Source organism: Pseudomonas sp. 10-1B (assembly GCF_000935045.1).
Lineage (GTDB): Bacteria > Pseudomonadota > Gammaproteobacteria > Pseudomonadales > Pseudomonadaceae > Aquipseudomonas.
Genome location: NZ_JYKS01000036.1, coordinates 86347 through 100290, shown reverse-complemented (window position 1 = coordinate 100290; position 13944 = coordinate 86347). Strand labels below are relative to the sequence as shown.

Here is a 13944-nt window from a genome sequence, read left to right as displayed (position 1 = left end):
GGCCATCGGCCTGGGAGAAGGAAACTTGATGGTACGAAAGCTGACTGCTGTGTCAGAAAATTCGCGAAAGAAGGGCCGTCACGGCGGTTTCTACCCGTAGAATGCGCTCGCCCAGCTGTACAGGTGCCAGGCCGGCCTTGCTCAGCAGGTCGATTTCGTACGGGATCCAGCCACCTTCCGGGCCGATCGCCAGTGTCACCGCCTGCTCCACGGCCCGCGGGCAGGCGGGGTAGGGCCCGGGGTGGCCGACCAGGCCCAGGGTGCCTGCGGCAATGGCTGGCAGGCGGTCTTCGACGAACGGCTTGAAGCGCTTCTCGATGATCACCTCTGGCAGTACCGTGTCACGCGCCTGCTCCAGGCCAAGAATGAGGTTCTCGCGAATGCTCTCGGGCTGCAGGAAGGGCGTTTGCCAGAAGCTTTTCTCGACCTTGTAGCTGTTCACCAGGATCAGCCGCGGCACACCGAGGGTGGCTATGGTCTGGAACAACCGGCGCAGCATCTTCGGTCGCGGCACTGCCAGCACCAGGGTCAGCGGCAGCTTGGCCGGTGGCGCCTGATCGAAGCCGACTTCCAGCTCGGCTTCATGGCCTTCCAGGCGTACCACCGTGGCCCGCCCCATCAAGCCGTTGACCTGGCCGACCCGCAAGCTGTCGCCCACCGCCACGCGGTGGATCTCCTGCATGTGGGTGAAGCGGCGGTCGGCCAGGACCACACGGCCGGCCGCGATGAAATCGGCTTCTTCGAGTAACAGCAGGTTCACGGTTGCGTCGCTGGCGGCTGGTCGTTGTGGTCGTTGGTGGCTTCGTCGTGAGCGCTGCGCTTGCGGATCAGGCTGCCGCACAGCACGCCGACCTCGAACAGCAGCCACATGGGCACGGCCAGCAGGGTCTGGGAGAAGATATCCGGCGGGGTGAGGACCATGCCGACCACGAAGCAGCCGATGATCACGTAAGGGCGGATTTTCTTCAGGTATTTCACGTCGACCACACCGATCCATACCAGTAGCACCACCGCCACCGGGATTTCGAAGGCGACGCCAAAGGCGAAGAACAGCGTCATCACGAAGTCGAGGTAGCTGGCGATGTCGGTCATCATCGACACACCTTCCGGCGTGGCGCTGGCGAAGAAGCCGAAGATCAGCGGGAACACCAGGAAATAGGCAAAGGCCATGCCGGCATAGAACAGGAAAATGCTCGACACCAGCAGCGGAATGGCAATGCGCTTTTCATGGCGGTACAGCCCGGGCGCGATGAAGCCCCAGATCTGCTGGAGGATGAACGGGATGGCCAGGAACAGCGACACGATCATGGTCAGCTTGAACGGCGTGAGGAACGGCGAGGCCACGTCGGTGGCGATCATCGTCGCGTTGGCCGGCAAGTGCTCGCGCAGCGGCGCGGAAACCAGGGTGTAGATCTGCTGGGCGAAGGAGAACAGCCCGGCAAAGATCAGGAAAATGACGGCAACGCAACGCAACAGGCGGGTGCGCAGTTCGGTCAGGTGCGAAACCAGCGGCATTGGCTGGTCGTGTTCCGGATTCTCGCTCATGGGGCTCGTGGCGGTTGAGGCGGTTCAGAAGTGCCCGGGGCGGCAGGTGTTTCCACCGGCCTGGCTTCGAGCCCGGCAGGTGGCTGCACCGTGGCCGTGGTGACAGGCGGTTGCGCCGGCGGCGTTTGTGGGTTGAGGATGCGCCGGGCTTCCTCTTCCATCTGCAGGATGTGCTCGTTGTGCAGCTGGCGGCGGATGTCGTCGGCGCCGATTTCGCGCTCCACTTCCATCTTGATGCTGTTGAAGCTGCGCTTGAGCCGCCCGATCCACAGGCCTGCCGTGCGCGCGGCGCCCGGCAGGCGCTCGGGGCCGAGCACCAGCAGGGCGACCAGGCCGACGAGCAGCAGCTCGCTGAAACTGATGCCGAACATGGGTCAGTCTTTCCGCTGCGGCTCTTGGACCGGCTGGGCCTGGCCGTCGATGGTGTGGCCCTGGTTCTGCTGGGCAGTGTTCTGCACAGGCGGAACAGGTTGGGCAGGCGGCGGGGTTGGCTCGGCCGGCTTGGTCTCTTCTTCGTTCATGGCCTTGCGGAAGCCCTTGATCGATTCGCCCAGGTCGCTGCCGAGGTTCTTCAGCTTCTTGGTGCCGAATACCAGGACCACGACGACCAGCAGGACGATCCAGTGTTTCCAGTCAAAGATACCCATTTCGTACTCCTGAATATTGTGTTTACAGCAAATCGATCCGGCAACGCGGCCCCTGTGGGAGCGGGCATGCCCGCGAACACCGGCGCAGCCGGTGCCATGCACCGCGTCGCATTCTTCGCGGGCACGCCCGCTCCCACAGGCGCCCCCGAAAAACGTCAGGCAGAAGGCGTTCGTGCGGCCTTCTCATCATGCCCGGACAAGCCGAAACGGCGCTCCAGCTCATCGAGCACCGCTTGTGGATGCTGGCCCAGCGCGCTGAGCATCACCAGGCTATGAAACCACAGGTCGGCGGTTTCGTAGATGACATCGCTGTAATCCTTGCTGACGGCGGCATCCTTGGCGGCGATGATCGTCTCGATCGACTCTTCGCCAAGCTTTTCGAGGATCTTGTTCAGGCCCTTGTGGTACAGGCTGGCCACGTAGGAACTGTCGGGGGCTGCCTGCTTGCGCTCTTCAAGCACTTCGGCCAGGCGGTCGAGGGTGTCGCTCATGTCAGTGTCCTGCGCTGTAGATGGCATCCGGGTCCTTCAGGACCGGGTCGACGATTTTCCACTGGCCGTCTTCATAGACGCGGTAGAAGCAGCTTTCACGGCCGGTATGGCAGGCGATATGCCCCAGTTGCTCGACCATCAGGATGATCACGTCGGCATCGCAGTCCAGGCGCAGTTCATGCAGCTTCTGCACATGCCCGGACTCTTCGCCCTTGCGCCACAGCTTGCCACGCGAACGCGACCAGTAGATGGCGCGTTGCTCGGCGGCAGTCAGGGCCAGCGATTCGCGGTTCATCCAGGCCATCATCAGCACGCGTCCGGTCTTGTGGTCCTGGGCGATTGCCGGCACCAGGCCATCGCTGTTCCACTTGATCTCGTCCAGCCAGTCTTTCATCGTCGACTCCAAAGCGGGCCCGCTCCGGTACCGGGCCCTTTGCGCTAGTGTGCCAGCCACGGGCGCGGCTGGCTATTGGCGCACGATCAGGTACAGGCCAGCGGCCAGCATCAGCCAGGCCGGCCAGGCGGCCGGGGCGGCCAGGCTGGCGGCCTCGGCAGCGCCCGCGGCCAGCACCGCCCCACCTCCCAGCAGGCCGGCACCCAGCAGGCGCAGTGCCCAGCGGTCACCCTGGCGGCGCCGTTCTGGCAGTTGCGGATCGTGCAGATGCGGTTGCGACAGGCGTTCGAGCAGGTCGCGGGTCATGTCGGCCAGGTGCGGCAGCTGCTCGGCCTGGCTGTACAGGTTGCCGAGCACGGCCTTGGGGCTCAGGCGGTCGCGCATCCAGCGCTCCAAGTATGGCTTGGCGGTGCTCCACAGGTCCAGGTCGGGGTACAGCTGGCGGCCCAGGCCTTCGATGTTGAGCAGGGTCTTTTGCAGCAGCACCAGTTGCGGCTGCACTTCCATGTTGAAGCGCCGGGCGGTTTGGAACAGGCGCATCAGCACCTGGCCGAAGGAAATATCCTTTAACGGTTTTTCGAAGATCGGCTCGCACACGGTGCGGATCGCCGCCTCGAATTCGTTGACCTTGGTGTGTGCCGGCACCCAGCCCGAGTCGATATGCAGTTGCGCCACGCGGCGGTAGTCACGCTTGAAGAACGCAATCAGGTTGCGCGCCAGGTAGTCCTGGTCCTCGGCGGTCAGGCTGCCGACGATGCCGCAGTCGATGGCGATGTACTGCGGGCTCCAGGGCTTGACCGTGCTGACGAAGATATTGCCGGGGTGCATGTCGGCATGGAAGAAACTGTCGCGGAACACCTGGGTGAAGAACACTTCCACACCCCGTTCGGCGAGCATTTTCATGTCGGTGCGCTGGTCGGCCAGGGTGGCCATGTCGGTCACCGGCACGCCGTAGATGCGCTCCATCACCAATACCTTGGGGCGGCACAGGTCCCAGTACACCTGGGGCACGTACATCAGTTCGGAGCCTTCGAAGTTGCGCCGCAGCTGGCTGGCGTTGGCCGCTTCGCGCAGCAGGTCGAGCTCGTCGTAGATGGTTTTTTCGTAGTCGCCGACGATTTCCACCGGGTGCAGGCGGCGGGCATCGGCCGAGGCGCGTTCGGCGGCCTTGGCGATCAGGAACAGCCAGGCCAGGTCCTGGGCGATCACCGGCTTGAGGCCCGGGCGCACCACCTTGACCACCACTTCCTCGCCACTTTTCAGGCGTGCGGCGTGTACCTGGGCCACCGAAGCCGAGGCCAGCGGCTCGACGTCGAAGCGGCTGAACACCTCGCCAACCTTTGCGCCCAGCTGCTCTTCGATCAGCGCCACGGCCTTTTGCGGGTCGAACGGCGGCACGCGGTCCTGCAGCAGCATCAGCTCGTCGGCGATGTCGGTTGGCAGCAGGTCGCGGCGGGTGGACAGCAACTGGCCGAACTTGATGAAGATCGGCCCCAGGTCCTGCAGCGCCAGGCGCAGGCGCGCGCCGCGGCTGAGCTCGGATGGCTTGCGTGGCAGCCAGCGCCACGGCATCAGCAGGCGCAGGCTCATCAGCCACCAGGGCAGCGGCAGGTCGAATAGCAGGTCATCGAGACGGTAGCGGATCACCACACGCTGGATGCGAAAAAGACGGCGGACGGCGAGCAGCTTCATGCGTTATCGCTGGTATCAAGGGATCGGGAGAGACGCTGCAGGCGCGCCTCGAGGCGTTCTGTATCGAGCTTCAGGGCATCGAGCTCGCTGAAGGCGGCTTCGGCTTCGCGCTTGCCGACCAGGGTGCGGGACTCTTCGGCCAGGTACTCGGAGAGGTTCTGGCTGAAACGCGCCAGGCCCTGGCGGGTCCAGCGTGCACGCAGGCGGATGTGGCCGGCCAGCAGCGCCGTGGCGACCGGGCCGAGCCAGCGTTGCAGCTCATGTTCCCAGTCCAGTTGCAAGTCCTGCAGCACACCGAACAGGTCGAGCAACACGGCGCTATCGCCATGCAGCTCGACCTGCGGGCTGTGCAGCACGGCGGTCTTGTCCTTGGCCAGGGCCAGTTGCGCCAGGCTACCGGCTGGGGCGCGCAGGCTGCAGTCGACTTCGCCTTGCCAGTGGGCGGCGAGCATCAGGCCCTCTTCATCGGGCAGGATGAACACCTGCAGGGCCGGTTGGCGGCAGTCGATCTCGATGACCTTGCCTTCCAGCGCGGCCAGGCGCGGCAGGGCCGTGCTGTCCATGCGCAGGACGCGGTTCAGGCCATGTTCGGCGCTGGCGAGCAGCCCGGCCAGCAGCATCAGGGCTTGATCCCCCGGTGCACGGCGACGATGCCGCTGGTCATGTTGTGGTAGGTGACGCGATCGAAACCGGCCTCGACCATCATGGCCTTGAGGGTTTCCTGGTCGGGGTGCATGCGGATCGACTCGGCGAGGTAACGGTAGCTCTCGGAGTCATTGGTGATCAGCTTGCCGGCCAGCGGCATGAAGGCGAACGAGTAGGCATCGTAAGCCTTGGACATCAGCTTGTTGGTCGGCTTGGAGAACTCCAGGATCAACAGGCGGCCACCGGGCTTGAGGACGCGCAGCATCGAACGGATGGCCTGGTCCTTGTGGGTGACGTTGCGCAGGCCGAAGGCGATGGTCACGCAGTCGAAGTGGTTGTCCGGGAACGGCAGCTTCTCGGCGTCGGCCTGGACGAACTCGATATTGCCGGCCACGCCACGGTCGAGCAGGCGGTCACGGCCGACCTTGAGCATCGAATCGTTGATGTCGGCCAGCACTACCTGGCCGGTCGGGCCGACCAGGCGCGAGAACTTGGCGGCCAGGTCACCGGTACCGCCAGCAATGTCCAGCACGCGGTTGCCGCTGCGCACGCCCGACAGCTCGATGGTAAAGCGCTTCCACAGGCGGTGCATGCCGCCGGAAAGCACGTCGTTCATCAGGTCGTACTTGGCCGCCACCGAGTGGAACACTTCGGCGACTTTCTTCGCCTTCTGGCTCTCGGGCACATCCTGGTAGCCGAAATGGGTGGTGGGTTCGGCGTGGTCGCCTTTGCGCTGGTCGTTCATATCGCTTCACCGGAAAAAATTACCGCCATTCTAGGGCGAACGGGCGGATTTGTCTTGGCGGGGTGTGCCAGTGGACAGGGGCGGGCATAATGCCAATTATGTCTTCATCTTCAGGAACACCCGCATGACCCAGATCAGCGTCGAACGCAAACACTCCCTCGGCCGCGATGCCGCCCGTGCCAAGGCCGAAGCGCTGGTCGACAAGCTCAGCCGCGAATACGACCTCAAGGCCACCTGGAACGGTGACCGGGTCGATGTGGCGCGCAGTGGCGCCAACGGCAGCGTGCACATTGGCGAAGACAGCATCCGCGTGGAGCTGAAGCTGGGCATGATGCTGTCGATGATGAGCGGCACCATCAAGGGCGAGATCGAGCGGGCGTTGGACAAGGCCCTGGCCTGAGGCGGTATGACGGCTCAAGGTGCATGGTTTGAGCGTTGTGCCGTTCTTGAGATCGAGCGCCGCCCGCGCGGCGCTTCGCGGGCAAGCCCGCTCCTACGTTTGTTTCGGGCCAGTAACGCCTATGGCGCGCGCGCGACCGCCTTGTTGGTACGACGCGATATCGCGCCATGCGCCAAAACGTTCGCGCGCAAATCCCACAGGAAAAATTGGCCCGAAACAAACGTAGGAGCGGGCTTGCCCGCGAAGCGCCGCGCGGGCGGCGCTCGATCTCAAAGGCGACACACCCCTGAAGCCGTTCACTTAGGGTGAAGATTCTAATTTCCCTCTCTACCTTATGCTCAAGCCCAACCTCCATGGGCGGTTCCTCCTCCACTCATGAGCATGAGATACAGAGCATGGCCAAAGTGAATGTGAAGAAAAAGGACGACGCCCCGGGTACGTTGGGCGAAGTGCGCGGCTACGCGCGCAAGATCTGGCTGGCTGGCATAGGCGCGTATGCACGCGTGGGTCAGGAAGGCTCCGAGTACTTCAATGAGCTGGTCAAGGCCGGCGAAGGCGTCGAGAAACGTGGCAAGAAGCGCATCGACAAAGAGCTCGATGCCGCCAACAATCAGCTCGACGAAGCCAGCGAAGAAGTCAGTCGCGTACGTGGCAAGGTCGAAATTCAACTGGACAAGATCGAAAAAGCTTTCGACGCGCGGGTAGGTCGCGCCTTGAATCGCCTGGGCATTCCGTCTAAACATGACGTTGAGGCGTTGTCCATCAAGCTTGAACAGCTGCACGAGCTGCTCGAGCGCGTCGCGCACAAACCATAAGGAGAGCAGGATGGCTGGCAAGAAGAATACCGAAAAAGAAGGCAGCTCCTGGGTCGGCGGGATCGAGAAGTACTCCCGCAAGATCTGGCTGGCGGGGCTGGGTATCTACTCGAAGATCGACCAGGACGGCCCGAAGCTGTTCGACTCGCTGGTGAAGGATGGCGAGAAGGCCGAGAAGCAAGCGAAGAAGACCGCTGAAGACGTGGCGGAAACCGCCAAGTCGTCGACCACTTCGCGTGTGTCTGGGGTAAAGGACCGTGCGCTGGGCAAGTGGAGTGAACTCGAAGAGGCCTTCGACAAGCGCCTGAACAGCGCCATCTCGCGCCTTGGCGTACCGAGCCGCAACGAGATCAAGGCCCTGCACCAGCAGGTGGATAGCCTGACCAAGCAGATCGAGAAACTGACCGGCGCTTCGGTTACGCCGATCTCGTCGCGCAGTGCTGCGAGCAAACCGGCGGCGAGCAAGGCTGCGGCCAAGCCACTGGCCAAGGCAGCAGCTGCCAAGCCTGCGGCGAAAACGGCAGCGGCCAAGCCGGCGGCTAAAACTGCAGCGGCGAAACCAGCAGCCAAAACCGCAGCGGCGAAGCCGGCAGCGGCAGCGAAGAAACCAGCCGTGAAGAAAGCTCCGGCCAAACCGGCCGCCGCGAAGCCGGCAGCAGCCAAGCCAGCAGCCCCAGCGGCCAGCGCTGCGCCAGCCGCCACCGCAGCACCGGCACCTGCCGCCACCCCGGCCGGCAGCACCCCGTCGGCACCGACTGGTACCGGTACCCTGATCTGATATCGCGTCGCCCTCTTCGCGGGCTCGCCCGCTCCCACAGGTACAGCGCAGATCCGGAAATCAGCGCAGACCCTGTGGGAGCGGGCATGCCCGCGAAGGCCTCACCACCGAACTGACCGGCCTACCCCTCCAGGTACTTCACCGCCAACTGCTCTGCCGCCGCCCGTGCCGGGGCCTGCAGGTGCGGCGCCACCAGCATCATCACCTGGTACACCACAATCCCCACATCCCCCTCGCGCCCGAGCACCCGCTGGTAATCCAGCGAGAACATCAACGTCAGGGTGATCTGCTCCACCAGTTGCCCCAGCGCCTGGGTATCACTTTCCACCAGCCCCTGGCCCTTGAGGCTGGCCAACAACGCCGCCAGTGTGCGCTTGAGCGCATTGATCAGGCTGCGCATGCCCCGGGCCAGCTTGGGCAGGCGCCCGGTCAGGTTCGACAGGTCCTGGAACAGGAAGCGGTATTGCGCCATGCGCTCGACGATCAGGTGCAGGAACAGCCAGTAGTCCTCGGCGTCCAGGCGCACCTCCAGGGGTGGGTCGAGCAACGGCATCAGGGCCTCTTCAAAACGCTCGAACAGCCCCAGCACCAACGGCTCCTTGCCGTGGAAGTGGTAGTACAGGTTGCCTGGGCTGATGCCCAGTTCGTTGGCAATTTCCAGGGTCGATACGTTCGGCTCGCCCTGCTGGTTGAACAGCTGCAGGGCGCACTCGAGGATACGGTCGCGGGTTTTCATCCAGTCGGCATGCTCATCGGGTCAAGACATAGGTGCCCGGCGCGGGGCCCAGCGGTGGGTAGGTGGCATTGCCCAGTTCGCTGCGCGGTGCCTTGAGCGGGCCGGAGCGTGGGGTGATCCACTCCAGCCACAACGGCCACCAGCTGCCTTCGCTGCGCTTGGCGTCGTGGAACCAGGCGCGCGGGTCGCTGCTCAGCTTGGGGTTGGCCAGGTAGTAGGCCTTGGGGTTGCCGGGCGGGTTGATGATGCTCTGGATATGCCCGCTGTTGGCCAGCACGAAGCGCCGCTCGCCTCCCAGCAGCAAGGCCGAGCGGTACACCGCGTCCCAGGGGGTGATGTGGTCGTTGCTGCCAGCCACGGTGAAACTGTCGAGCTCGACCTTCTGCAAGTCGATGGGGGTGCCGCACACCTCCAGGCCGGCCGGGTGGGTCAACGGGTTGAGCTTGAAGAAGTCCAGCAGGTCGCCATGCAGCGCGGCGGGCAGGCGCGTGCTGTCGGCGTTCCAGTAGAGGATGTCGAAGGCCGGTGGCGTCTTGCCGAGCAGGTAGTTGTTGACCCAGTAGTTCCAGATCAGGTCGTTGGGCCGCATCCAGGCGAAAATCCGTGCCACCTCGGCGCCGTCCAGCACGCCGCGCTGGTAGGAACGGCGCTTGGCCGCTTCGATGGTCTGCTCGTCGGCGAACAGGCTGGCTGGGCTTTCGAACTTGCTGTCGAGCAGGCTGACCAGGTAGGTGGCACTGCGCACCCGGCGCAACTGGTGCTTGGCCTGCAGGTGGCCCTGCAGCGCGGCCATGGTCAAGCCGCCGGCGCAGGCGCCCATCAGGTTGGGGTCGCGGTTGCCGCTGATGCTGCGGCAGGCGTTGAGCGCTTCTTCCAGGGCTTGCACGTAGCTGGACAGGCCCCATTCGCGGTGGCGCGGGTCGGGGTTGCGCCAGCTGACCATGAACACCTGCAGGCCGCTCTTGAGCATGTACTGGACGAAGCTGTTGGTCGGGCTGAGGTCGAAGATGTAGAACTTGTTGATTTGCGGCGGCACCACCAGCAGTGGGCGGGCGTGCTGCTTTTCGCTCATCGGCTTGTACTGGATCAGCTCCAGCAGTTCGTTGCGAAACACCACCGCGCCGGGGGTCGCAGCCAGGTTGCCGCCCACTTCGAAGGCGCGCTCGTCCACCTGGCGTGGCAGGCCGTCGTTGTGGCGCAAGTCGTCGAGCAGGTGCGCCACGCCGCGTACCAGGCTTTGCCCGCCGGTATTGAACAGCTCCTTGACCGCCAGCGGGTTGAGCAGCGAATTGCTGGGCGCCAGGGCGTCGTTGATCAGGCTGAACAGGAAGTGCGCACGGGCCCGATCATCGTCGTCCAGGTGGCTTTCGTCGATCCACAGGCGGGTCTGCTTCTGCCAGGCCAGGTAGGCCTGCAGGCCACGGCGGTAGAACGGGTTCTGGCTCCACGTCGGGTCGTTGAAGCGCGGGTCGCGTGGGCTCGGCTGGTACGGCGTGTCACCCAGCATCACACGGCCCAGCTGCCCGCCCAGGGCCAGCAGGTGGCTGGCTGTGTGCAAGGGGTTGAGCAGGCTGTGCCGGCCGACACTGCGCAGCGTGGAAATCAGGTCACGGCCGCGCAGGCCGAGGATGGCGTTCTGCACGTTCATGCTGGTGGCGGGAAGCGTTGGCGTTCCTTTGGCCGGTTTGTCTTTCATGGCAACACTCCCTTGTTTGAGCAATTTCGCATTCGAGACCTTCGCGGGCAAGCCCGCTCCCACAGGTTCAGCGCCGTCCCTGTGGGAGCGGGCATGCCCGCGAAGAAGGCCGCATCGATTTACCCGCCCGCTGCCGGGCGGGGGTGCATGACCGCACGCTGGCGCTCTTGCTGCAGGAATTTCATGATGATCGGGGCAACGGCCTCGGCCCGGGTGATCAGGAACAAATGGCCGTCGTCGATAATGTGTAGCTGTGCATTGGGAATCCGCCAGGCCAGCAGGCGCATGTTGATCAGCGGGATCAGCGGGTCGTCGTCGCCCGCCAGCACCAGGGTGGGCTGCTGGATCCTGTGCAGCCAGTGGATGCTGGTCCAGCCCAGCCCGGCGAACAGCTGCCAGTAGTAGCCCATCTTGCCGCCGGAGCGCACTTTGGAGGCGTGACTCAGGGCCAGGTCCGGGTCGCGACGAAACGCCCCACCATAGATCAACGGAGCAATGCGAATGACATGGGACGGCTGGATGTAGCGCCTGGGGCTGGCCATGTTCCACAGCACCTTGGGCTTGCCCGGTACCATCACCGCGCCGGCAGCGGTGGCGGCCAGCACCAGTTTCTTGCAGCGCTCGGGGTAGTCGTGGGCAAACTGCTGGGCCAGCGCGCCACCCCAGGACACCCCGATCACATTGACCTGGCCGTAGTCGAGGTAGTCGAGCATGCGTGCCGTCAGCTTGGCCAGCCCGGGGAAGCGGTACGGGTGGCGTGGCGTGGACGAGCCGCCGACCCCGGGCACGTCGAAGGCGATGACTTCCAGGTCCGGGTCCAGTGCCTCGATGAACGGAAACACCAGCTCCAGGTTGGCGCCGATGCCGTTGAAGATCAGCAGCGGCGTCAGGTGCGGCTTGCCTGGGCGGACCGCGGTGCGGATGGACTGGGTGTCCAGCTCGACGGTCCTGAAGATATAGGGTTGCGGCATGCGCGTGACTCTTGAGTGAAATGAAACACCGTGGCCCCCGCAGGTGGCCACGGCGCTACAACTCAACGCTCGTGAACGTAGGTGCCCGGGGCTGCTTCGCCGGCGGCATAGGCGCGGTTGCCCAGGCGGGTCGGCGCCTTTTTCAGTTCACCGGCACGCTCGCCCAGCCACGTCTGCCAATGCAGCCACCAGGAGTCGGCATGCTTGGTGGCGTTCTCCTGCCAGGCCACCGGGTCACCCGGGCGGTCGGCGCCGGTCATGAAGCGTGCCTTGGGGTTGCCCGGCGGGTTGAGGATGCTCTGGATGTGGCCGCTGTTGGACAGCACGAACTCGATCTTGCCGCCGAACAGGTGCGCCGAGCGGTAGCACGACTGCCACGGGGTGATGTGGTCGGCGGTGCCGGCAACGCTGAAGATATCGCACTGTACTTGCTTCAGGTCGATCGGGGTGCCGCACACTTCCAGGGCGTCCGCGCGGGTCAGCGGGTTGCTCTTGAACATCTCGATCAGGTCGCCGTGGAAAGCCGCCGGGAGGCGTGTGGTGTCATTGTTCCAGAACAGGATGTCGAACACTGGCGGCTCGTTGCCGAGCAGGTAGTTGTTGACCCAGTAGTTCCAGATCAGGTCGTTGGGGCGCATCCAGGCGAACACCTTGGCCATCTCGCTGCCTTCGAGCACGCCGGCCTGGTAGGAATGGCGCTTGGCGGCTTCCAGGGTCTGCTCGTCGACGAACAGCGCGACCTGGTTGTCCATGGTGGTGTCCAGCACGCTGACCAGCAGGGTCAGGGCATTGACCTTGTTTTCGCCGAGGGCGGCATAGTGGCCCACCAGTGCGGTGCAGGTGATGCCACCGGAGCAGGCACCGAGCATGTTCAGGTCCTTGCTGCCGGTAATCGCCAGCACTGCGTCGACCGCTTCCTTGAGTGCATCGATGTAGGTGGACAGGCCCCATTCGCGCTGGGCCTTGGTCGGGTTGCGCCAGCTGATGATGAAGGTCTGCTGCTGCGAGCGCAGGCAGTAGCGCGCCAGGCTCTTTTCCGGGCTCAGGTCGAACACGTAGAACTTGTTGATCTGCGGCGGCACCACCAGCAGCGGGCGGGCATGCACCTGCTCGGTGATCGGGCTGTACTGGATCAGTTCCAGCACATCGTTGCGGTACACCACGGCACCTTCGCTGGTGCCCAGGTTCTTGCCCACCTCGAAGGCGTCCATGTTCACCTGGCTGGGCATGCCGCCATTGTTGACCATGTCCTTGGCCAGGTTGGACAGGCCATCGAGCAGGCTCTTGCCGCCGGTTTCGAAGAAGCGTTTGACCGCTGCCGGGTTGGACAGGGTGTTGGTCGGCGCCATGGCTTCGGTCATCAGGTTGATGACGAACTGGCCGCGGCTGATGTCCTGGGGTGACAGGTCGCTGCTGCCGATCCAGTCCTGCAGCTCCTTGCGCCAGGCCAGGTAGGTTTGCAGGTAGCGGCGGTACAGTGGGTTGTTGCTCCAGGCCGGGTCATTGAAGCGGCGGTCGTCGCTTTCCGGGGCCAGGCTGGACTTGCCCAGCAGCACGTTCTTCAGCTCCAGGCCAAAGTGGGCCACATGCTTGGCGCTGTGCAGCGGTTGGCGCACGGCCTGGCGCAGCACGGTGCGTGCCGAGCTCAACAGATCCTTGCGGCGGATGCCGATGACCGGGTTAAGCCCCAGGGTGTTCTCCGAGGCCTGCCGCTGTAGCTCATCGTTGTTCTTGTTACTCATCTACGACGCTCCGTTGTCCTGAGACGAGTACCGGTTGCTGTGGCGGGTGCACAGTCCTGAGCCCGGTACTGCTACTCGGGTGACCAGTGATAAGGAACAGCGGTGCTGCGAGGGTTGTGACTACCTGCAAAGTGATGCAGGGAGCTTGCCACCCCATTGGTTACCCGACTTTCATGCATTGCGCAAGACAGCCCTTCGCTGAGCTGTCTGTAGGGCATTCAAACAGATGAATTTAGAAAATGCGCTCTAAACCCTGAAGGGCTTGCGCTAGAGCATAAGTTTAACGACCGACTCGGCAGGATCGCGGGACTTTCCGGCCTTGTGCAGCTCGTCGAGGTACTCGGCCCACAGTTGTTCCTGGCGCAGGCACAGCTGCTCGAGGTATTCCCAGGTGAACAGGCCGCTGTCGTGGCCGTCGTCGAAGGTCAGTTTCAGTGCATATTGGCCGGCAGGTTCCAGGCCGACCAGACCGACGTTGATCTTGCCGAATTGCAGGATGGGATTGCCGTGGCCCTGGACCTCGGCGGAGGGGGAGTGCACGCGCAGGAACTCGGCGGGCAGGTGGTAGACCTCGCCGGGGGCGTAGGTGAGGCTGAGGGTTTTCGAGGCTTTGTGCAGGTTGATGGCGGTGGGCAGGCGGGCCATGG

The 13944-nt window shown here is 64.2% G+C and carries 17 protein-coding genes; 3 read left to right on the top strand and 14 right to left on the bottom strand.

Annotated features, from left to right (window positions below; all coding sequences use genetic code 11):
• Positions 1-52 precede the first annotated feature (52 nt).
• The 9 genes from TZ03_RS20110 to ubiE form a co-directional block, all read right to left on the bottom strand.
• A complete protein-coding gene (locus TZ03_RS20110) occupies positions 53-760 on the bottom strand; it encodes a 16S rRNA (uracil(1498)-N(3))-methyltransferase (protein ID WP_051099927.1) in 708 nt (235 codons plus the stop codon).
• Complete coding sequence (gene tatC, locus TZ03_RS20105) at positions 757-1545, bottom strand: twin-arginine translocase subunit TatC (protein WP_051099926.1); 789 nt, start codon at positions 1543-1545, stop codon at positions 757-759. The genes TZ03_RS20110 and tatC overlap by 4 nt, the downstream gene beginning before the upstream one ends.
• A complete protein-coding gene (gene tatB, locus TZ03_RS20100; protein WP_051099925.1) occupies positions 1542-1916 on the bottom strand; it encodes a Sec-independent protein translocase protein TatB in 375 nt (124 codons plus the stop codon). The genes tatC and tatB overlap by 4 nt, the downstream gene beginning before the upstream one ends.
• 3 nt (positions 1917-1919) lie before the next feature.
• Positions 1920-2192 (bottom strand): twin-arginine translocase TatA/TatE family subunit, encoded by a 273-nt coding sequence (locus TZ03_RS20095; RefSeq protein WP_051099924.1) that lies wholly within the window; start codon positions 2190-2192, stop codon positions 1920-1922.
• A gap of 155 nt (positions 2193-2347) precedes the next feature.
• Positions 2348-2683, bottom strand: coding sequence for a phosphoribosyl-ATP diphosphatase (locus TZ03_RS20090; RefSeq protein WP_051099923.1), 336 nt, complete (start codon positions 2681-2683; stop codon positions 2348-2350).
• Position 2684: 1 nt separating this feature from the next.
• Positions 2685-3077 carry a phosphoribosyl-AMP cyclohydrolase gene (gene hisI / locus TZ03_RS20085; RefSeq protein WP_003249284.1) on the bottom strand — a complete coding sequence of 131 codons (393 nt, stop codon included), beginning with the start codon at positions 3075-3077 and terminating at the stop codon, positions 2685-2687.
• A gap of 72 nt (positions 3078-3149) precedes the next feature.
• Positions 3150-4769: a ubiquinone biosynthesis regulatory protein kinase UbiB gene (ubiB, locus tag TZ03_RS20080; protein ID WP_051099922.1), complete on the bottom strand. Its 1620-nt coding sequence runs from the start codon at positions 4767-4769 to the stop codon at positions 3150-3152.
• Positions 4766-5389 (bottom strand): SCP2 domain-containing protein, encoded by a 624-nt coding sequence (locus TZ03_RS20075; RefSeq protein WP_051099921.1) that lies wholly within the window; start codon positions 5387-5389, stop codon positions 4766-4768. Before TZ03_RS20075 ends, ubiB begins: the two co-directional genes overlap by 4 nt.
• Positions 5389-6159 carry a bifunctional demethylmenaquinone methyltransferase/2-methoxy-6-polyprenyl-1,4-benzoquinol methylase UbiE gene (gene ubiE / locus TZ03_RS20070; RefSeq protein ID WP_051099920.1) on the bottom strand — a complete coding sequence of 257 codons (771 nt, stop codon included), beginning with the start codon at positions 6157-6159 and terminating at the stop codon, positions 5389-5391. Before ubiE ends, TZ03_RS20075 begins: the two co-directional genes overlap by 1 nt.
• 124 nt (positions 6160-6283) lie before the next feature.
• On the opposite strand from ubiE, the gene TZ03_RS20065 reads away from it, so the two are divergent.
• The 3 genes from TZ03_RS20065 (at position 6284) to TZ03_RS20055 (ending at position 8152) form a co-directional block, all read left to right on the top strand.
• A complete protein-coding gene (locus TZ03_RS20065) occupies positions 6284-6559 on the top strand; it encodes a polyhydroxyalkanoic acid system family protein (protein WP_016712430.1) in 276 nt (91 codons plus the stop codon).
• A 395-nt stretch (positions 6560-6954) separates the two neighbouring features.
• A complete protein-coding gene (locus tag TZ03_RS20060) occupies positions 6955-7374 on the top strand; it encodes a phasin family protein (protein ID WP_051099919.1) in 420 nt (139 codons plus the stop codon).
• Between the two features lie 10 nt (positions 7375-7384).
• Entirely contained in the window at positions 7385-8152 is a 768-nt protein-coding gene (locus TZ03_RS20055; RefSeq protein WP_051099918.1) for a phasin family protein, read from the top strand.
• Between the two features lie 121 nt (positions 8153-8273).
• On the opposite strand, the gene TZ03_RS20050 is transcribed toward TZ03_RS20055, so the two are convergent.
• The 5 genes from TZ03_RS20050 to TZ03_RS20030 all read right to left on the bottom strand — a co-directional run bounded on the left by TZ03_RS20050 (position 8274) and on the right by TZ03_RS20030 (position 13942).
• Complete coding sequence (locus TZ03_RS20050; RefSeq protein WP_051099917.1) at positions 8274-8888, bottom strand: TetR/AcrR family transcriptional regulator; 615 nt, start codon at positions 8886-8888, stop codon at positions 8274-8276.
• Between the two features lie 13 nt (positions 8889-8901).
• The gene (gene phaC, locus TZ03_RS20045) at positions 8902-10584 is read right to left on the bottom strand and encodes a class II poly(R)-hydroxyalkanoic acid synthase (RefSeq protein ID WP_051099916.1); all 1683 of its coding nucleotides are present in this window, start codon (positions 10582-10584) and stop codon (positions 8902-8904) included.
• A 119-nt stretch (positions 10585-10703) separates the two neighbouring features.
• The gene (gene phaZ / locus TZ03_RS20040) at positions 10704-11555 is read right to left on the bottom strand and encodes a poly(3-hydroxyalkanoate) depolymerase (RefSeq protein ID WP_051099915.1); all 852 of its coding nucleotides are present in this window, start codon (positions 11553-11555) and stop codon (positions 10704-10706) included.
• Positions 11556-11617: 62 nt separating this feature from the next.
• Positions 11618-13297 (bottom strand): class II poly(R)-hydroxyalkanoic acid synthase, encoded by a 1680-nt coding sequence (phaC, locus tag TZ03_RS20035; RefSeq protein ID WP_051099914.1) that lies wholly within the window; start codon positions 13295-13297, stop codon positions 11618-11620.
• Between the two features lie 267 nt (positions 13298-13564).
• The gene (locus tag TZ03_RS20030; protein WP_051099913.1) at positions 13565-13942 is read right to left on the bottom strand and encodes a gamma-butyrobetaine hydroxylase-like domain-containing protein; all 378 of its coding nucleotides are present in this window, start codon (positions 13940-13942) and stop codon (positions 13565-13567) included.
• Between the last annotated feature and the right edge of the window lie 2 nt (positions 13943-13944).